General features: G+C 34.2%; 13 protein-coding genes. 12 read left to right on the plus strand and 1 reads right to left on the minus strand.

The genetic code is table 11. The annotated features are described in order from the left end of the window. Positions 1 to 214: 214 nt before the first annotated feature. The 10 genes from BM246_RS17580 (at position 215) to BM246_RS17625 (ending at position 16,723) form a co-directional block, all read left to right on the plus strand. Positions 215 to 1,822, plus strand: coding sequence for a T9SS type A sorting domain-containing protein (locus BM246_RS17580; protein ID WP_042505991.1), 1,608 nt, complete (start codon positions 215 to 217; stop codon positions 1,820 to 1,822). Between the two features lie 92 nt (positions 1,823 to 1,914). Beyond that, entirely contained in the window at positions 1,915 to 3,519 is a 1,605-nt protein-coding gene (locus tag BM246_RS17585) for a sulfatase family protein (protein ID WP_074939781.1), read from the plus strand. Between the two features lie 27 nt (positions 3,520 to 3,546). Then, entirely contained in the window at positions 3,547 to 5,448 is a 1,902-nt protein-coding gene (locus tag BM246_RS17590) for a glycoside hydrolase family 97 protein (protein ID WP_231961875.1), read from the plus strand. 32 nt (positions 5,449 to 5,480) lie between these two features. Then, positions 5,481 to 6,980 (plus strand): sialate O-acetylesterase, encoded by a 1,500-nt coding sequence (locus BM246_RS17595; RefSeq protein WP_083415850.1) that lies wholly within the window; start codon positions 5,481 to 5,483, stop codon positions 6,978 to 6,980. A gap of 331 nt (positions 6,981 to 7,311) precedes the next feature. Further along, positions 7,312 to 8,289, plus strand: a complete 978-nt coding sequence (locus BM246_RS20225) for a family 43 glycosylhydrolase (protein WP_083415851.1) — start codon at positions 7,312 to 7,314, stop codon at positions 8,287 to 8,289. Positions 8,290 to 8,359: 70 nt separating this feature from the next. Further along, a complete protein-coding gene (locus BM246_RS17605) occupies positions 8,360 to 10,903 on the plus strand; it encodes a glycoside hydrolase family 2 protein (RefSeq protein ID WP_175489812.1) in 2,544 nt (847 codons plus the stop codon). 38 nt (positions 10,904 to 10,941) lie between these two features. After that, positions 10,942 to 11,994 carry a glycoside hydrolase family protein gene (locus BM246_RS17610; RefSeq protein ID WP_231961876.1) on the plus strand — a complete coding sequence of 351 codons (1,053 nt, stop codon included), beginning with the start codon at positions 10,942 to 10,944 and terminating at the stop codon, positions 11,992 to 11,994. 153 nt (positions 11,995 to 12,147) lie between these two features. After that, positions 12,148 to 13,182, plus strand: coding sequence for a family 43 glycosylhydrolase (locus BM246_RS17615; protein ID WP_083415852.1), 1,035 nt, complete (start codon positions 12,148 to 12,150; stop codon positions 13,180 to 13,182). A 72-nt stretch (positions 13,183 to 13,254) separates the two neighbouring features. Further along, positions 13,255 to 15,552, plus strand: coding sequence for a glycoside hydrolase family 95 protein (locus BM246_RS17620; protein WP_083415853.1), 2,298 nt, complete (start codon positions 13,255 to 13,257; stop codon positions 15,550 to 15,552). Positions 15,553 to 15,601: 49 nt separating this feature from the next. Then, complete coding sequence (locus tag BM246_RS17625; protein ID WP_139221924.1) at positions 15,602 to 16,723, plus strand: glycoside hydrolase family protein; 1,122 nt, start codon at positions 15,602 to 15,604, stop codon at positions 16,721 to 16,723. A 94-nt stretch (positions 16,724 to 16,817) separates the two neighbouring features. On the opposite strand, the gene BM246_RS17630 is transcribed toward BM246_RS17625, so the two are convergent. Continuing rightward, positions 16,818 to 18,056 (minus strand): leucine-rich repeat domain-containing protein, encoded by a 1,239-nt coding sequence (locus BM246_RS17630; RefSeq protein ID WP_074939804.1) that lies wholly within the window; start codon positions 18,054 to 18,056, stop codon positions 16,818 to 16,820. A gap of 562 nt (positions 18,057 to 18,618) precedes the next feature. Here BM246_RS17630 and BM246_RS17635 point away from each other — a divergent pair. Further along, positions 18,619 to 19,773 (plus strand): hypothetical protein, encoded by a 1,155-nt coding sequence (locus tag BM246_RS17635; RefSeq protein WP_074939807.1) that lies wholly within the window; start codon positions 18,619 to 18,621, stop codon positions 19,771 to 19,773. Next, on the plus strand, positions 19,773 to 21,545 hold the full coding sequence (locus tag BM246_RS17640) for an ATP-binding protein (protein ID WP_074939811.1): 1,773 nt from the start codon (positions 19,773 to 19,775) through the stop codon (positions 21,543 to 21,545). Before BM246_RS17635 ends, BM246_RS17640 begins: the two co-directional genes overlap by 1 nt. The last annotated feature ends 244 nt before the right edge of the window (positions 21,546 to 21,789 follow it).

Genomic DNA, 21,789 nt, shown 5'->3' on the forward strand with positions numbered 1-21,789 from the left:
TTGAACATGTTTATTTAAACTGTGGGTATTTGAAATAGCCTATTTATCTTCATTCACACTCATATTGCAACATATTGGTTCCTTAATTGAGAATTTTAAAATGCTAAAAGACCTTAGATTTGGTTTTAGAGGAAAGTGTTTATTTCATTCATATTAATTCTTTTTGAAATAGGCCTTTTCATTCAACTAAATAAACCAAACTAAACTTTAAATTATGAGATTAAAAAATTACTCAAAAAACATTAAAACGTTATGCATTGCTTTATTGATTTGCTGTTCGAGTTTTACGGTGTTTAGCCAAACTATTTACACCAACGATATGGAGTATGTGTTAGGTGATGTAAAACAAGTTTTTATTACCAATAAGGTTTTAACAGAAGCACATGCCGATAATTTATTGAAAGCATTTACCGAAATGAAAGTAAACGGAATTCGTATTCCGCTTTTTGGTAGAGATACAAATGGTGTAGATCTTAACCCGAATAAACCTATGTTCGATTATTTTTATACACAAGCGTTAGCACAAGGTTTTTTAATTTTTGCAAATCCAGCACAAGGTGGAGGCGGAGCGCGTGTAGCTAATAATATGCTTAATGGTACTGTGCCATCGGTTAACGGTGTGCAAGCGGCAACCGATGAGTTAATTGCAAGAGTTTTAGAGTTTTCAGCAGAATATCCTGACTGTACATGGCTAAACCCTTTTAATGAAGATGGACGCGCAACTAGCAGTACTTGGAGCGTAGATCAAATACATGAAATTTATTCAACACTTCATAATAATGTAAATGGCGCAGAGCTTATAGGTCCTTGTACTTGGGGGCTTCCTGCAGCTATCGATATGTTTAATAATACCAATATAGAAGATTATATTACGGTGGCTGCATCTCATAATTTAGGCTTTAATCATGGGCAATGGTCTACGTTTATCAACTTAGCAAAAGCGAGAAACTTACCAGTTTGGGATTCTGAAGTAAACCATAATGATGCTAAAGGCACAGGAACGCGTTTGGAGAAGGCCATAGAAAATAAGGTTGATGGTTTAGTTTTATATAATGCTGCCAATGCTGTAAACTTAAATAATGGTACTTTAACCAATGCCGTTTATACTTGGATGGATTTGTATTTAAAAGATGAGGCGCAACCTGTTAATATCGCTCCAACAGGTATCGCTACGCAATCTTCTACCAATCCTTCATTTAATAAAGGACCTGAATTAGCAATAGATGGCGATACCAATGGAAACTTTGGGGGAGGTTCTGTAACCGTTACAAATGGGGAAGCAAATCCATGGTGGCAAGTCGATTTTGGTTCAGATAAAAGTATCGGAGATATTAAAGTTTTTAATAGAACAGATGGTTGTTGTAAGGCAAGAATGTCCAATTTTACAGTGTCTGTTATAAACAGTAATAACGAAACGGTGTATAGTAAAACCTATGCCGATTATCCAGACCAATATATTATCGCAGAAACAGGAGGCGTTCTAGGTCAAATTGTTCGAATAGATTTAGACAACGGAACCAATGCATTAACATTAGCCGAGGTAGAGGTTTATGCTTCGGAAATTACATTATCAACTACAACTATAGATAATGTTGAGGTTAAAATTTATCCAAACCCAGTGTCAGAAAAATTAATGATATCTGCACCTAATACTTCGTTTAAAAACTACACATTATATACTGTTAACGGACAGATTGTTTTAACTAACGAAATAAATACTAAAGATGTTGAGGTTAATGTAAGTACCCTTTCTAAAGGTCTATATTTATTAAAATTAGATGGCCTTAATGGTTCTAAAATGTTAAAAGTGGTTAAGGATTAACTTTCGATACATAATTTTTTACCTTAGCGGGTATATACAGCGTTTTCAACTTATTTAATTTAAAAATAGTACGATTAAAAGATTCTAATACAATGATAAAAACGTCAAGCACACTCTTAGTTTTAACCTCTGTTTTATGTCTTGTTTTTTCAAGTTTTTCAGATGAAACAAAACAGCAGAATAAAATAAGTTCTGATACGGAGTTAATGAAACCTAAAAAGCCGAACATCATCTATATTCTAGCAGATGATTTAGGTTATGGAGATTTAGAATGCTTTAATCCTGACGGAAAAATACCAACGCCAAACCTTAATAATATGGCGAACAATGGTGTTATGTTTACAGATGCACATACGTCATCTGCTGTTTGTACACCAACACGATATGGTATTCTTACGGGACGTTATAATTGGAGGAGTCGTTTAAAAAGTGGTGTGCTTGGTGGGTATTCTAAATCGTTGATAAAAGAAGATCGTGTTACTGTAGCAACCATGTTAAAAACACAAGGCTACAGTACGGCTTACATTGGTAAATGGCACATGGGCTGGGACTGGTCTTTTGTAAATGAAGAAACAGAAGCCACGCTTAGAAAACTACATACTAATCCAAAAGTAGATTTTTCGGTACCCATTAAAAATGGACCGTCAACACATGGATTTGATTATTCATTTGGGTTTTGCGGATCTTTAGATATGGCGCCTTATGTATTTGTTGAAAATGATATACCAACTATGGAGCCTACAAAAACTACTATTTCGGTAGACGAAAAAGGTGTTTGGAGAAAAGGACCAACGTCCGACGATTTTGTTCACGCTAATATTTTGCAAGATCTAACAGATAGAGCTGTAAGTTATATTGAAGAAAAATCGACTGAGAAAGATCCGTTTTTCTTATATTTTCCTTTGCCTGCACCGCATACACCTATTTTACCAACTACAGAGTTTTTAGGAAAAAGTAATACCAATATGTATGGCGATTTTGTAATGCAGGTTGATGATGTGGTTCGCCAAATACGAGAAGCATTAAAAAAGCAAGGCATTTCAGAAAATACATTAATTGTATTTACTAGTGATAATGGGTGTTCGCCAAAAGCAGATTTTGAAGAATTGGCAAAAGTAAAACACGACCCCAGTTATGTGTTTAGAGGCATGAAAGCCGATATTTACGAAGGCGGACATCATGTGCCACTTATTGTAGAATGGCCAAGCAAAGGTTTAAAAAACTCTAAAACAGATAGAACTATTTCTACTGTCGATTTTTTTGCAACTTGTGCCGAGGTTTCTGGCTATAACATTAAAGACACCGAAGCGGAAGATAGCTATAGTATGCTACCTTTAATTGTAGGAGCTAATCAAGATGATATTAGAGAATATACAGTATATCATTCCATAAACGGGTCGTTTGCTATAAAACAAGGCGATTGGAAGTTGTGTTTAACCAACGGTTCTGCAGGGTGGAGTTACCCACGACCAAACGAAATAAAAAGTCAGAAATTAGATTTACCCGAGATGCAACTTTTCAATTTAAAAAATGATATTGAAGAAACTAAAAACTTAATAGCAGAGCACCCGGAAAAAGCTGTCGAGTTAAAAGTTGCGCTTAAAAAAATAATATTAGATGGTAGAAGTACAGCAGGGGAAAAACAGCAAAACGAAGGCATGGAAGGCTGGAAACAAATTGAAAGTATAATTAATTAAGACGAAAATTAAATTAAAATCTACAAAATGAAACAAGTTTCTCTAACGTTTTCAATGCTTCTGTTTATTGCGTTTTTCAATGCTTGCAGTGTTAAGCCAAATCTAAATGTAAGCTCTCCCGATAAAAAGGTAGAGTTAACTTTTGAGAATAATGAGCAAGGTTTAACATATCAATTAAACCGGAATAACGAGGTCTTGGTAGGTGTGTCTAGTATTTCGATACTGCCTAACATTCCTGTAAAAATATTAAATACAGAAATTAACTCAGTCGATACCAAATGGAATCCGGTTTGGGGGCAGTTTAGTGAAATTAGAGATTTTTATAATGAAATTGTAATTTATATTGAAGTCAATGGGAAAACAGGGAAATTACTCTCTCGTGTTTATAACGACGGTGTTAGTTTTAGATTTGAACTGGATAATGTTACCGCAGAAGATCAATTAGATTTTTATGCTGAATATAATTTAGCTAGTAACGATGTGTTTTATTATACAGTCGGAGAACATCCTCCTGTTGGTCCTGTTGCTATAGGTAGTTTATCTGATGAGCAAGCAAAATCGTCAAAAATGTTGCTTCCTATTGTTGTAGAAAAATCGAATAAAAATCATTTATCTTTTTTAGAATCCGATCTGTATTCATCTAAAGGTTTTAGCACCATGACGATGAATTTTAATAAAAAATCGGGAACTCTAGTATCTAGTAGTAAACCAAAATATATAAACGAAAAAGTGGTTACGCCATGGAAAGTTATTTTGTTTGGAGACTCGGCAGGCGATTTAGTAACCAGTACTGTTACTGTAAATTTGGCGGCACCTTGTGAAATAGAAAACACCGATTGGATTAAGCCTGGTAAAACCATGTGGGATTGGCGTGTACATGGCTATACGGCGCCCGATGGTTTTGTGTATGGTATTAACACAGAAAGCTACAAACGTTTTATAGATTTTGCAGATAAAAAAGGGATTGAGTATTTTTTAATTGATGCATCTTGGTATAAACGTGCTACTAAAGGGCATTTTGAGTTAACTCCTGAGTTAGATTTAGAAGCTGTTATAGCTTACGCTGAAGATAAAGATGTTGAACTTATTTTGTATTACGATCGTAAATTTGGCGAATATGGAGATAAGGAGTTGTTTCCTTATTTTCAATCTTTAGGTATGCATGGTATTAAATATGGTTTTATGGGGAATAATGTTCAGTTTTCTCGTGATGCTATTAGCCAAAGTGCTGCTAGTGAATTACTAATCGATTTCCATGATAGTCCAGTGCCTTTTACGGGTGTTAGGCGTACATTTCCAAACGCTATTACCCGCGAATATTGCCATGCACAGCAAGATTCTCGTAAAGCGTTTACTCCCGAAACTTTTATTAAAATGGCTTTAGTTAATGCTATACAAGGGCCTTTGGATATGAATAATGGTAATTTTGATATCACCGGAATTAACGCCGGAAAACGACAAAAAGGCCCAAAGAAATTAAACTCTTATTTATCTACAGTGGTGTCTGAGGTAGCTAGAACTCTAGTTGTTTTTAGTGGTTTAGTTTGTATTCCCGATGCTCCAGAAGCTTATGAGGCTAAAGCCGATTTATTCGAGTTTATCCAAAAAATGCCTGTTGGTAAATGGGATGAGTCTCGAATTCTGAATTCAAAAATGGGAGAATATATTACTACAGCACGACGATCTAAAAACGATTGGTTTGTTGGTAGTGTTATGAATCAAAAAGGAGGCGTTTTAGATATTGACTTAAACTTTCTTGAAGAAGGAAAAATCTATGAGGTTACCTTTTACGAGGATACACCCGAAACCGATTGTAAAACAAACCCCGAAGCTTACCAAATAAGAAAGGCTAAAGTGAAAAAAGGAGATGTTATTAAAGCTAATATGGCTCCGGGTGGTGGACATTGTATGTGGATAAAATCAGAATAAAAAAGTATATTTAACGCTGAAACCTATTCCAGATGAAAAACCAATCCTCCTATTTATTGCTATGCGCTTTTACATTGTTATCAATGAGTTTATTTGCGCAAAAAATAAGAATTACAGAAGCTCCCGAAGATTATCAGTTATATGCTCGCGATAGCAGTAATACCGCTGAGGTTTTAATCTCTGGTAATATTAAGGGAACTCCAGATTTTAAAGAGTTTTCATTAAAAGTATTTAAAGATAATGTGCTTTATAATACACAAAAGGATAGTTTGGTTGATAAGAAGTTTTCAGTTTCAACTGAAATAAATTCAGGCTTACACGAGTATCGATTTGAGTTTTATATCAAAAAAAATAATGTCGATAGCCTATACTTTTCTGCCGATCATGTAGTCTGTGGAGATGCTTATATTATAACTGGGCAATCTAACTCTCATGCAAGTAGTAGCTTGTCGACTTACAGTAATCCATATTGCAGAAGTTTTGGGGTTAAAACAGGTTACGAAACTTACAACGACGACGATAGAAAAGTACGTTGGGGTATGGCTACAGGAAATTTAGAAGGTCTTGATGGTGTTGGAGGATGGTTTAAAAAGAACCCATTTGCTGTTGGTGCTTGGGGTATGGAATTAATGCGGTTAATTGTCGAAAAACATCAGGTGCCTGTTTGTATTATTAACGGTGGTAGCGGTTCATCTTCAATAGAAAAAAACATGTTATATCCAGAGCAACCATCTTTAGAAACTAGCTTTGGTCGTTTAGCATATCGTGTCGATCAAGCAGGCTTGAAAGATAAAATTAAAGCCATTTTTTGGCATCAAGGAGAGTCTAACTCGGTAAGTGTGGAAAGTTATCAAGGATATGCAGCTAATTTTGATGTGCTTTTGAATGATTGGAAACGTGTTTATACAAGTTTAGAAAAAGTTTATTTATTTCAAATTCATCCAGGTTGTGGTCGTAATCCAGAGAGTTATCTTTCTGAAATGCGTGAAGTTCAAAATAAAATAGATAAAAAGTACGAGATGGTAAATATTATGTCCACACTAGGTGTTACAGGTCATGATGGTTGTCACTTTTCTTACGATGGTTATTTAGAATTTGCCAAACGTATTTATCCTTTAGTGGCGCGGGATTATTATAACGAAAAGTTCGATTTCACGATAACACCTCCAAAATTATTAAGTGCGAATTATACAGGTTCTAAAAAGATTATACTAAACTTCGATCAGTCTATACTTCTAGAAGAAAAGCGTGAAGTAAATGGCGTGGTTCATTATTTAAAAGATCAGTTTTTTGCTTCGGAAGATTCAAATTTAGAACAAATGCCTCTTGAAGTTAAAAGAGTGGACGTTAAAGATAATTCACTTATTCTTACATTGAAAAAAGCATCTAATTATAAATTTATAACCTACCTACCAAGTAAGTTTTACGTAGGCACTCGCGATATTTATAATGGTCCGTGGCTATCTGGAAGAGAAAATAATATTGGTGCTTTAAGTTTTGATAGAAGGCCAATTACTCAACTTAAAGATTAAAATCTACTAAAATAATCTTGATTTATAGAGTAATAATTGGTGTCGTTTCTACAGCTTTCATGTTATGGTTAGGTCGTTCCTTATGGAATTTGGCTTAAATCATGAGGTTTTTTGTATGTTTATGATTATTAGCTTGTTGTGTTTATGTTGGAGTTGTTTTTATGTATTCAAATTCAACATTTATACCCCCTAATTGATAATTATAAGTTTTTGTTTTATACTAACTTTGGTAATTGCCGAATATACAAACATAACTGAATAGATCTGTGCGTATGTTTTCAAACAAAACAAACTAAAAGAAAATCCATAACTGTCTTTATAACTTTTACTAATGAAAAATATTTTTGCAATTATAGTGTTGCTCTTTTTAGGAATGGGTACTGTTTTTTCTCAATCGAACTTTAAATCGGTAACAGCATCATATTCTCCTATTGAAGCATTAGGTTTTGAAGAGGGCATAAAACGAGGCGACCCAAGTGATGTTATAAAGGTAGGATCTTTGTATTATGTTTGGTATTGGAAAGTAGGAGATCATGTTAGATGGGCAACATGGTATGCAACCTCACCAGATGGATTTGTTTGGACAGAAAAAGGAGAAGTTTTACCACCGGGAAAAGATGGTAGTTGGGATGATGAAGGTTGTTTTACACCTGGAATTTTAGTTGCTAACAATAAATATTATCTTTTTTATTCGGGAGTTAATAATCCGTATAGAACTAAGGATCTTGAAAAATCGAAAACAAGAATAGGCATAGCTGTTTCCGATTCTCCTGATGGTCCTTGGGTAAAACTTCCAACTAATCCAATAATGGTTCCTAGTGATAATGTTACTGAGTTTGATAGTCACAGAATTGACGATGCTAGTATAATTGTTCGTAACGGAAAGTATTGGTTATACTACAAAGGTCGCCAATGGGGTAAATCGCCACGTGAAACTAAAATGGGTGTTGCTATAGCCGATAATCCTGAAGGACCATATGTGAAATATGAAAACAACCCTGTTGTAAAAGGCGGTCATGAAGTATTAGTTTGGCCTCTAGGCAAAGGTGTAGCCACACTTATAGGGAAAGAAGGACCTGAGGATGTACGTAAATCTATTATGTATGCCGAAGATGGATTTAATTTTAAAAAGACACACGATTTTACAAATAAAAATGTACCGCTTGCACCTGGAGCATATCGTCCTGAAGCGTTTACTGATAATGGTAATGGTAAGTTGATAGAATGGGGCGTGCAGAGAGTTATTAATAAAAAGGGACAGTTTCTGGAAAGATTCGATTTAAAGGAGGTTCCGGAAAATCCTCAGTAAAAAGATAAAGTGTTTTATCAATCGGAGATATAATTTGAATTTTTACGAAGTTAAAATGATAAAAAGTTTAATGGATTTTAAAGTACCTATTTTAATAGGAATCTTATGTTTTATAGTCACAAGTTTTAGTTATGCCCAAAGCAATGAGAACATATCATTAAACGGTAAATGGTCCTTTAAAATAGATCCTTATGGGGAAGGAGAATCTTCTCAATGGTTTGCAAAAGATTTAGATACGGCGTCTTGGGGTACTATGGCTGTTCCTGGTAATTGGGATTTGGTAAACGAATATTCTGAATATGTTGGAGATGCGTGGTACACTAGAACTTTTACTGTTAAAGAAATACAAAGCACAGAGCAATTACGTTTGGTGTTTCAATCTGTGTACAACAATTCCAAAGTTTGGGTAAACGGGCATTTAGTTGGAGAACATGATTTTGGCTTCTTACCTTTTCATTTTAATATTTCGGAATATATAAACCCTGGAAAAGAAAATAGGTTAACCGTATTGGTTAATAACGTTTTTATAAGCGGTGCTATGTGGAATTGGGGTGGTATCAGAAGGCCAGTTTGGTTAGAGTTAACATCTAAAACACGTATTGAGTTTCAACATATAGATGCCGTGCCCAACTTAAAAAAAGGAACGGCTCAATTAGATGTGAAAATTGTGAGTAGCAATGCTAGTAATACGCCTAGAAACGTACTATTTAATATAGACATTAAAAGTAACGGAAAGATTGTAGCTCAAGGTGAGGTGAAAACAATAATTCCTGCCAATACCAATAAACATGTTGTAAAATGGGCTTATCACTTACCAAAATCTAAAGTGAATTTATGGCATTTTGATTTCCCTAATTTATATGAATCTACGGTTACCTTATCCGAAAACAAGGAAATTTTACATACAAATTCGGATAGATTTGGTATTCGAAAACTAGAAATAAATAGTTTAGAATTACTATTAAATGGAGAAAGTATAAGGCCAGTTGGGTTTAATGTGGTACCAGAAGATCGATTTACAGGCAATACATTACCTCTAGAACGTATTAAAGAAGATGTTGATTTAATGAAAAGTTTGGGAGCCAATATGGCTAGATTGAGTCATGTAAATTTACCCAAAGAGTACATCGATTATTTGGATGAAAAAGGAATTATGATTTTTGAAGAAGTTGGTCTTTGGGGAAAAGATGTTTTGGTAGATCCGGAGCATCCAAAACCAAAAGAATGGTTACAGCGAATTATCGAAAATAATTATAATCATCCAGCAGTTATAGGCTGGAGTGTAGGTAATGAATTGGGTATGGCATCTAAAAACCCAAAAGTAGATGCTTATATAAAGGGTGCTATAGAGATGGCTGAAAAATTAGATCCAAATAGAATAGCTGTTTCCGTGTCTAATTCGGCTAATAATTCACCTAAAGAAGCAACAATGTACTCCGGTTTAGCAATGCTAAATGGATATCAGAATTGGGGGAAAAAGGTAGATGGAACCTGGAAAAACCATAAGAAACCAATTTTTATGTCTGAGTTTGGATATGAATTAAATTCTGAAGATCCGAGTTTAGGTGATGTTCCTGCTGAAAAAATATTGAATCAATTACGAAATAAAGAATATGTTTTGGGTGCTTCCTTATGGACGTTTAATGATTATAGAAGTACATATCATGGTAAAGACGGATGGAAAACGCCTCCTTCTCAAAACAGAGCTTGGGGAATTGTAACTTCTTTTAGAGACAAGAAAAAAGGCTTTTATAGCGTTCAAAAGGAATTTAGTCCCATAAAAAACCTGACAGTATCCAATATAAACACCGCAGAAAGACATGCAAAAGTCACTATTCAACCAAGAGAAAAGTTAGATATTCCCGCAAATATATTGAGAGGTTATAAAGTACAGTACACGCTTTTTGATTCGGATTTTAAACCTGTAGAAACAAAAACAGAAAATATTAAAACTATTTTTCCTGGAGATGATACATTTGATGTTTTCCTTGAGTGGAGTGCTAAAGACAACTTAAGCATGATAGAAGTTAGTTTCTTAGATCCGCAAGGTTACAAAGTTCTCACAGATGTTGTTAAGTTTCAAGTTCCGAAACAGCCTGTTATAACATTTGCAAATACAGCTAACAATGGTATTCGTGTTTTTTTCGAAAAAAGTAAAGATGCCGAGGCGTATTATGTTCGATATGAGAAAGACGGTTTGATTTTCAATACTAAGAAAACAACAAATAATTTTATTGATATTGAGGACAAAAAAATAAAGCAAGGTGATGTTTGGCAATATCAACTTATTGCTGTCAATAATAAAGGAGAGAGCGTACCTTCAGAAGTAAAAGAACTCATAAAAGATGAAGATGAACTTCCACCAATTGTTTGGAATACAAAACACACCGAAAATGGCGTTTTTATTGCTTATAGTGTAAACCCTTATGATTATTTATATGAAGTCCTTTATGGTACCAGTCCTAATAAGTATCATCAAAAATTAACAACCAAAGTGAAAGGAGTGCTTAACATTCCTAATATTAAAAAAGGAATTCCTATTTATTACAAAATGCGAGTTATCAAACAATGGGGATTTGCTAGCGAATGGACACAAGAATTAAAGAGTGAATAAAAGCTTTAAGTAAAATGAATTATAATAAAAAAGTAAAAATGAAAACACAACAAATATTATTAACTGCATTGCTATTTGTTTTTCTTAGCTGTAACACCCAAGCTCAAAAAATGAAAATAGAGTATGTTGGCAATGCTGCAGCACAAAAAGATATGCATGTTTGGGGATCTTCGCCAGTACAAGATAAAAATGGTAAAACACATTTATTTGCTGCGCAATGGTCTACCGCTTCGCAACCCGGAAATTTTAGCGGTTGGTTTAAAGATTGCGAAATTGGGCATTACGTGGGTGATAGTCCAGAAGGGCCTTTTGAGTATGTAGGTATCGCTGTGCCAGACAAAGATGGTTTGTTTAATTCGCCACACAACCCAACGGTTAGTAATATTGATGGGCAATATCAGCTTTGTTTTATTGTTAACGAAAACAACGATTTAAAAACACAACGTATTGTAATGTATGTTGCCGATGATTTAAATGATACTTGGCGACCAGCAAAAGGAGCCGAAGCCGACGGTACTATTTTACGCCAAACTAAAAATCCCGAAGTGTGGAATTATACAGCAAGGTTAGGAGTTTCTAATCCATCATTAATTAAATACAATGGCAAATACTTTTTATATCACAAATCTGTGGTTAGAAAAGAACCTAAGGGCTATGTGTATTCTTATGGTGTTGTGGTTGCCGATCATGTTGAAGGTCCATATATACATCAACCAACAAGGGTAACCGAAGAAAAAATGCCTCTTGAAGATGCTTATGCGTTTACAATGAAAGATTCTGTATACATGATTAGTCGTGATTTTAGAGCATCTTTAGGAAATAGCGGAGGTGGTTTATTATGGAAGTCGGGCGATGGTTTTTCTTTTCCTGCTGAAAAAACAGAACGATCTTATGAAGATTTACAACACTATGTAGGAGAAGAATATCTAAAAGATGCTGTGTCATACCGAGGTAAAAAAGACGGTCATTTAGAGCGTGCACAAATCCTTTTTATAGACGATAAACCAGCCTATTTATATTTAGCAACAGGAGTTCAGGTAAAGCCAGGTTATGGCAGCAGTTCTCATGTTTTTAAAATAAGTTTTGAGTAAAACTAGTACAAAGCAGTAAGCTTAAGTTTACGTGTTTTTTTGATGCGTTTACACGGAAAGGTTTCGGAACTGTTAATTTCAAAGTAGAAAAAACATTCAATAAAAACGAACCTGTTATTTTAAAAATTCGTAATAATATCAAATAATTAATACATGCGTTATATAAACTTTCAAAAAGGGCAGTTCAAAATTATTATAGCTATTATAATTACTGTTTTTTCGGTAGGATGTAAATCAAAAACAACAAAGAAAAAGAATGTTGAAGATATTATAACCGAAACACCTTCAGTTAAATTTACCTATCAAGATATTACCGGTATCGGTAAAAATTCGCTTTATAATAGACGCGATAATAGCGATATTATTAAAGTCGATGGCACGTATTACGTTTGGTACAGCCGCATGGATAGCCCTATTACATCGGGATATTGGGCTACTATTTGGTATGCAACATCTCAAGACGAAGGCCATACTTGGGAAGAGCAAGGCATGGCTCTTGGTTTAGGAGCAGAAGGAGCGTTTGATAGCCATTCCGTTTTTACGCCTAATATATTGGTGCGTAATAATAAATACTACATGTATTATACAGGCGTAAAACCAACTCCTGGAAATAAAAATAAGGTGTTCGAAGGCAATTCTACTACCGATATCACGGCAATAGGTTTAGCAGTTTCCGATAATCCAAACGGACCATTTAAACGTGTAGAAAATAATCCGGTTTTGGAGATTAGCGATGTCGATTCAGATTTTGATAGCTTTCGTATAGACGATGCGAGTTTGTTGGTTCGAGATAATAAAGTTTGGTTGTTTTACAAAGGCAGGTCTATTGCCGATGGTAAAGCCGGGCCAAGTAAAACAAAAATGAATGTGGCTTATGCAAATCAGCCAGAAGGTCCGTTTAAAAAGCACGATGGCCCATTGTTAGATAAAAGTCACGAGGTGCTTATTTGGGGTAAAGATGGAGGCATAGTGTCGTTGGCATCAATCAATAAGACTTTAAATATTTCTGCCGATGGTGAGCATTTTTCTGTCTTGCAAGATAGCTTGAAAAACATTCCAAAAGCTCCAGGATTATATCGTCCGCATTTAGAAAATGGAAATCCGGAAATTAATGTGCCAGGTTGGGGCATTGCAATGATTCAGAAAAAAGGATGGGCTTATTTAGTGAGATTCGAAATGAATAATTAAGCTTTTTATAGATAAAACTAACCTTTGCTTTACATATTTCTGTTTTGGAGTGTAAAGCCAAATAAAACACATATGAAATATATAGTCGCATCCTTTTGTTTTTTGATGCTTTTTAATTGTTCTGAAAAAAAAGAGGAATCACCAAAAACACCTTTGAAAATTTGGTTTAATCAACCTACCGAAAAATGGAATCAAGGGCTGCCAATAGGTAATGGTAGTTTAGGCGCCATGATTTATGGGAATCCAAAAAATGAAATTATTTGTTTAAATGAAGAAACCATTTGGACAGGCGGAAAAGACTATAATCGAGATAAAAAAGATGCCGGAAAATATATAGATACCATCCAAAAACTTCTTTTTGATGAGGCGTATATGGATGCAGAAAAAATGGTTCAAGATAAAATTCTTAGCGATCGTTTACCATCGGGTGAAAACACGTATCAAATGCTTGCCAATTTATTTATTGAAACTCCGGGTTTAGATTCCATATCCAATTACAAGCGAGAGTTAGATATTAACACATCTTTGGTAACTACATCTTTCAGTAGTAATGGTGTTCATTTTAAACGCAATTACTTTTCTAGTTTTCCAGACAAGGTGATGGTTTATAAATATACGGCAGATAAAAATGGTGAAATTAATATGTCTGCTTGGGTAAAAAGAAATGCTCAAACTAAAATATCGGTATCCGAAAATAAAATTGAATTTTCAGAACATGTTGGTAATGGTCATGGCGTGAATTTTTATGCTACACTACATTTTGAAACGCTCGGTGGTACTTCCGAAGTTATAGAAGGAAAGTTAGTGATTTCTAATGCCGATGAGGTTCTTGTAAAAGTTATTGCAGCTAGTGATTATCGCGGTTCTAATCCTGAAATAGACTGCGAACAAATTTATAGAAACATAGCTTCTTCTTCATATAAAAAACTTTTAAATAGGCATACAGAAGATTATCAATCGTTATTCCATAGACTCGCTTTTAAAATATCTGATAATACAGGAGAAGATTTACCAACCGACGAGCGTTTAAAGCAAGTTAAAGCAGGAACAGAAGATAATTACCTTACGCAGTTGCAATATCAGTTTGGTCGATATTTACTTATTAGTAGCTCACGTCCGGGTACTTTACCAGCCAATTTACAAGGTATTTGGGCAGACGGATTTACACCGCCTTGGAATTCTGATTATCATATTAACATCAATGTACAAATGAATTATTGGATGGCCGAAATGACAAACCTTGCCGAATGTCACGAGCCATTTTTAGAATTTATTGGAAACCTAAGGGAAATGGGGCGTATTACGGCTCAAAAAACATATAACGCTAGAGGTTTTGTGGCGCACCACACAAGTGATGCTTGGCATTCTACAGCAGCTTTCGGTAAAGCAAGATATGGCATGTGGCCTATGGGTGCCGCTTGGTGTTGCCAACATTTATTTACACATTACGAGTATACTGAGGATAAAGAATATTTAAAAAATCAGGCATATCCAATAATGAAAGAAGCCGCTTTGTTTTTTGTCGATTTTATGGTTAAAGATCCAAAAACAGGGCTTTTAGTTACGGGGCCGTCTATTTCACCGGAAAATAATTTTTTAACTAAAGAAGGTGAAAAAGCAACCTTGAATATGAGTCCGACGATGGACAGAGAAATAGTGCTCGAACTTTTTTATAACTGTATTGCTTCCGCAGAAATTTTAAATATTGATAAAGATTTTAGTGATTTGCTTAAAAGTAAAATAGCACAAATGCCACCGCTTAAAATTGGTAAAGATGGTCGCTTGTTAGAATGGGTTGATGAGGTTGAAGAAGCGATGCCGGGACACCGACATATTTCGCATCTGTATGGTTTGCATCCGTCAAATCAAATTTCGAAAACTAAAACACCCGAACTTTTTGAGGCGGCTAAAAAAACCATTGCAGGTCGTTTATCTAAAGGTGGCGGCCATACAGGTTGGAGTCGTGCATGGATTATCAATTTTTATGCACGTTTGTTAGAGGGCGATAAAGCTTACGAGAATATTTTGGCATTACAACGAAAATCTACTTTACCGAATTTATTAGATGTGCATCCGCCATTTCAAATTGATGGAAATTTTGGTGTGGTTTCGGGTATTACAGAAATGTTAATGCAAAGCCAGAATGGTGAAGTGCATATACTGCCAGCTTTACCAAAAGCTTGGTCATCGGGAAGTATAAAAGGTCTTGTTGCTAGAAAAGGTTTTGAAATCGACATGACTTGGGAGTTAGGTAAACTGAAAACATTAGTGATAACTTCTAAATTAGGGAATACTTTAAACTTACGTTATCAAGATGAAGTAAAACAAATTGAGACTAAAAAAGGAGAAGTTTTAGAGTTTAATTATTAAAAGCAGGATGGAAGCAATCACCCATTCAAATGCCATAAAAATAGTGTTAATGAAAAGCATAAAAACAATATTTTTAGCCGTTATCACTTTATCTATTTGTTTCTGTTCTTGCAAAGAAATTGATAAAAAAAATGAAACGGTTAAAACCGAACGTGTAAACGATAGCGTGCAAGTGCCAACGGCAATGTCCGATCATTGGAAGTTTATCGGAGCATCTATAAACGAACCGGGTTACGATGTTTGGGGAAGTTCTCCAATTAGAGACGAAGCTGGAAATGTGCATCTTTTTAGTGCCAGATGGTCTTCTGCTACGCCGTTTAAAAAGGCGTGGAGGTATAATAGTGAAATTGCTCATTATGTATCTAAAAGTCCTGAAGAACCATTTAAGTTTGTGGAAGTTGTAGCGCAAGGCAAAGGAGATAACACCTGGAACGCTGCTGGTTTTCATAACCCAAGTATTAAAAAAATTGATAATCAATATGTATTAGTGTTTATAGCTAACGATGGTGATGAAAACCATGGTCCGAGCCAAAGAATAGGCATGCTTGTGAGCAATAGTCTTAATGGACCTTGGGTAGAGAAACCAAATAAAGACGAACCTTTGTTGAGTCCGCCTAATGATGACTCTATTTGGTGTTTTGATAGTGGTCTTGGTGTAAATAACCCGGGACTTATAAAACACCCAAACGGAAAATATTATCTGTATTTTAAGGCCATGGCTGGTCCAAAAGGTAAAGGCGGAAAGGTGAGTATGGGACTTGCTATTGCAGAAAAATTAGAAGGCCCGTATGTTATTCAATCCAAACCTATTACAACAAACGAGGTTAGAATAGAAGATGGATATGCCTTTATTTGGAAAGATAAAATTTGTTTGTTAACTACAGATAATCACGGCATTTTAGAAAAAGGGGGCGGTTTACTTTGGGTGTCCGATGATGGACTTCAATTTAAAGCAGAACCACTTTCTGGGTTTCATAATTTTCAAAGTTTTTATTTAAATGGAAATGTTCCAGAAGGAGCAAATCCGCGTTATGGAAAGCATGTTAAATTAGAACGTCCACAATTGCTTATGGATGCAAATAATGACCCTGAATATTTGTTCTGTCCAAGCGGTGTTGCTCTCGATGGTAGTGATGGTACGAATAACTACGTTCTAAAATATCAGAGGTAAAACATAATCAAGAAAGAATAAGTTATATCTAATAAAAAAAGTCCGATTCACTAGAATCGGACTTTTTTGTGCTTAAATGATTATTAAGGTTTTCTTATTGCTTAGCGATACGCTTTACAAATTCGCCTGTATCTGTTTTAACTTGAAATAAATAAATGCCGGTGTTTAAGTTCGATATATTAATTTCAGACTGCACATTATTAATCGTTTTATTCAATAATGCTCTTCCGTTTAAATCGAAAACAGTAATGTCTGCATTTTGCGATTGCGTGTTTTGTATAGTCACTAAATCGTTTGTTGGGTTAGGGTAAAAATCCCATCCTAATGCAGCTTCATGAGTGTTTAGATTTAAAACAGGTGCGCCAAAATCTTTCCATACATCTCCTGCAGTATAATCGGTAGCATTAGCAGATGAAGGAATTGTTAAAGTCGCTCCAAATACATCTGCAAATATTGATGTGTTTACAGAAGCGCCGTCTGGGTTATATCCAAGCGGTATAAATGTGGTGTATTCTACAATTACATTGGCTAAACTTGTACAGCCTTTAAACATATTATAGTTGTTTTCGGTAAGTGAAGTTAATGTAGCAGGAAAAGTAATAGACTCAAGTGATGAACATGAGTTAAAAGCACCTGTGTTAATCACTTCAATAACCGGTAAGTCTATAGTTTTAAGATCGCTTGCCTGCCAAAATGCTAATCCCGAAGTAGAATCTGATGCATTACCTACATGAGTTAACGCAGGGAAACTTAAAGCTACTGCTGCAGTATTTTTAAAAGTTTGAGCTCCAAGAGAAACTAAACTGCTAAAATTTGCATTTGCAAGCGTACCCGTGTTTTCAAAAGCATTGTTTCCGGCAATAGTTGCACTACTCACATCTAGAGTTGTTAATGCAGAACAATTTTTAAAGGTGTTGTTACCAAGCGTACCTGTAATACCACTAAGATCTGCAGTGGTTAGTGAGGAACAATTTAAAAAGGCACTATTGCCAATAGAAATGGCATTAGGCAGATTTACAGTTTCAAGACCAGAACATGCATTAAAAGCTTGCAAACCAATAGCGACTGCTGCCATACTTGTTACCGATGTAATGTTTGTATCTGTGTTAAATACACCAGACGGAAGCAATGTTACATTATAGTTATATGTTCCGTCGGTAACTGTGGCAGGTATATTTAAATCGGTTACGCTATAACCCGTAACTTTAACCTCGGTAGTCGTTGCTGTTACCTCATAGGTGTAATCGCCTGCTGTAAATGTTGCACCTTCTGTTTGTGCATTGGTAAACGCTATACTTAATAACGTAATAAATAATAGTAATGTTTTTTTCATCTTAAAAAGTTTTAAATGTTTAGTTATTGGATAATAGCTAAGTTATTTAAAGCTTTAGGATTCAAATGGTGTGTTTTGTAGCAAGTAAGTGGCGAAAATGTTGCGATTTATGTGTAATGTAATATTTTGTTTACTTATTTAGTGTATTGTTCTATTCAGAGAATTAAAATGAAGTTATTTAGTTTTTCAGTAGTATAGCTTTTTTACACCAAAATATATCTCAAGTTTTGAAGAAGAACCACAGCTCTAAGCAACCCTAAATATGTTAAAAACAAATTTTAAAGCGCTTTACGTTAACAGGTTTGCAAAATATATTTATATTTAGCCTGCAATACACCTTAAGCTAGTGTTTTGCCATTCTTCCCTAAAGAATATACATAGAAAATATAATCACCAAGTTTAGCATATTAGACTAAACCTTGTTTGCACGTTCCGTTGTTTTAATGTGAATGCGGTGAGCTTTGTTTTGGTGTTTTATGCTGATTTAATGAGACAGTTGGATAGGGGGTATGTTCTTTGTTTGATTAGAACAAATAATTAAAAACAAGAAAAAAACATTAAAATGGATGGAGCTTATGTAGCAATAAAAGGTTTTAAATATCAATTTGACCGTTCTATACTTGAAGTATTTAATAATCCGTCAATAACCGTTCGAATAGAACAGCTTCAAGATTATGAATTTGACAATTACTTTGTTCAAGTTAAATATCATGATACAGACTATACAGCTCCTCAGCAGAAGCAAAAAATAAAAAAACCTTTATTACAATTATTAGATCAGCATAAAGCAGACAAGTCCAAGAAGTTTATTCTTTTTATTTATTTAAAAGGAGTCGCTCAAAATAAAAAAAGGCTTTCCGTTTCGGACTTGGACTCGATTTTAGGTAATAAAAAGGCTAATTATAGTACTTCAGAAAAAACATCTTTTGTCCAAAATTTCACTCTAATTCATGCACACGATTTTGTTACTCAGTACAATGAGGTAATAGAAAAAATAAGAACACTGTACTCCAAATCCATTGAAGAGGCGGAATTATACTATTCTATAATTTCTAGTTATCTACTAGATATTGTGACTAAAAATGAACCTTCAAATAAAAACTTAAGAACTTGTTCTAAAGAACAATTGGACAAACTCATTTCAGAAGGAAAAAAAATAGTCTTTAAATCTGCCTTTAATGATGTATTAACTGCTGAGAAAAGAGTTAAAACACTTCATAACCAATTTTTCAAGAGTCAATTAAATAAAGAGCCAAATGAGAGATTTTTTGTTGTGGAAGTAGATAATCTCACGAACATATCCGTAATAAAGGAATTAGTGCTTTCACTTAAAAACAAATGGAGCAAAAACAAAACAAAAACAATTCCTGAATCAGACAGATTTGTACCATATATTTTATTGCATGGAATAGAACCTCAAAAACTGATTGAATTAAAGACGGACTTACAAAAAGATGGATATAATATATGTGATGGGTACAATTTTTTTAATGCCCCTTTCAACCTAGAAAGTATCAAAGTAAGACCAACTTTTGAAAATAAGCTCTTTTTCAAATTCATTAATGAAGCGTCAGAATTAGACCAAATCATAAATCAACTTGATAAAACTAGTGAAGTATATCAGTTCTATTTAGAAACACCCTTAAGTATTTCGTTTACTCAGAAACACTTAAAATTTCAAGTCCAAAAAGTAGATGAAATTAAAAACATAATTTAATGGCAGAACAAAAAGTAAATGGTGAAGTAATAGCAGTTCTTCCCAATAAAGTTAAAATCAAAATAGATGACCTTAACGCCTTTAAAGGCGCTGAGCAGCTTAAAGTAGGGTCATATATTCAAATAGCAGATAATGATAACTCTGACATTAAGTTAATAGCAATTATTGAGAGTTTTCTCATTGAAGTTACAGAAGGTGGAGAGAGAAAGTACTTAATTGAAGCCAATCCTTTAGGAACTATTGAAGATGGTGTTTTTAGGCGAGGTGGTGATTCTATCGCTTTACCACCAAAAGAGGCTACCACAGCTTCTAAAGAAGATATCAAAGCAATTTATTCTAGTGGAAGCAACGAAAGTAATTATGAGAGATTTTGTTTTGCTCAGCTTTCACATTCATCAAAAGAAAGAATAGATGTACCTGTTAATGGAAATAGGTTTTTTAATAAACACTTTGCAATTGTAGGTTCAACTGGATCAGGTAAATCACATACCACGGCAAAAGTTTTACAAAATGCTACTCAAGAAAGAAAATCGGATTTTAAAGGATTAAATAATTCTCACATAATAATTTTTGACATCCATTCGGAGTACAATTCTGCTTTCCCAGAATCAAATAGCATAACTATAAATGACTTAATACTACCCTATTGGTTACTTAACGGAGATGAGTTAGAGGAGCTATTCTTAGAGTCAGGTGATAATAATAATTATAATCAATCGTCACTCTTACGGACGCTCATTACAGAGAATAAAATATATAAAAACCCCTCTGAATCAAAAGTTTACTTCGACAGTCCCCTTAAATTTGATATTGATGAAATATTAAATTGCTTTCAAAATTTAAGAAAAGAAACCAAGCATACTGAAAACGATTTAGATATTCAATTTTCAGACGGTAATAAAATATTTAAATCAGACTCAGAAAAATATCAACATTACTTTAAAAAGACTTATGAGTTTGCTTCTCCAAGACGAGCAAGTAAAGACGCTGGTCATGGAATTTCAAAAGGAGCTTTTAGTGATGGGTCAATAGATAAATTTGTTTCCAGATTAAACACCAAAGTGGATTCTCAGAGATTGAGACAATTTCTATTTGGAGATAAAAGTAAAAATATAAGTTTTGAAGAAACTTTAAGACAATTCTTAGGCTATGGCTATGATAATGAAAATAGAAAAAATGCTAAGTCAAATGTTATCATAGTAGATTTAAGTGGCGTTCCTTTTGAAGTTCTCAGCATTACGGTTTCATTAATATCTCGTTTGTTATTTGATTATTCATACTATTACAAAAAGCAAGTTGGTGACAATGATATGCCTTTACTCTTAGTATATGAGGAAGCACATAAATATGTGCCTAAAAGTAATTTAGCGCGTTTTAAATCCTCAAGATCTTCAATCGAACGAATAGCAAAGGAAGGTCGGAAATATGGAATATCTTTAGCTATAATAAGTCAACGACCTTCAGAACTTTCCGAAACCATATTTTCACAATGTAATAATTTTATTGCAATGAGGTTAACAAATCCAGATGATCAAAATTATGTAAAGAGACTTTTGCCTGACTCCTTAGGATCGGTAACTGACATTTTACCTTCTTTACAATCTGGCGAAGCGCTATTAATAGGTGAAGCAACAGTTATGCCCTCTATAATTCTTGTAGATAGATGTGATAATGAACCATCTTCAAATGATATCCCATATTTGGAAAAATGGAAGGAAGAATGGTTTGAAAATGTAGACTTTAAAGGAATAACAAAATCATGGAAAGATTAAAATAAATAAAAACGCAGAAATAAATTTGATGTTCTATGATGTTTTATATGAAAAACTATCTAAACGTCACCCAAACAAAAATGCACAACCTCAAAACCCCACACAACCTCATAATTCTAGTTGTACTTGTTTTCAGCTGCTGTTCTCAACAAAAGCATCCGTTTTCAAAAGAAAACTGTATAGCCAGATTATACAGTGCATAAATATATTCAGTTGTAAAAATATTAGTTTTAAGATAAACTAA

The sequence above is a fragment of the Algibacter lectus genome, from assembly GCF_900112395.1.
Taxonomy (GTDB): Bacteria; Bacteroidota; Bacteroidia; order Flavobacteriales; family Flavobacteriaceae; genus Algibacter; species Algibacter lectus.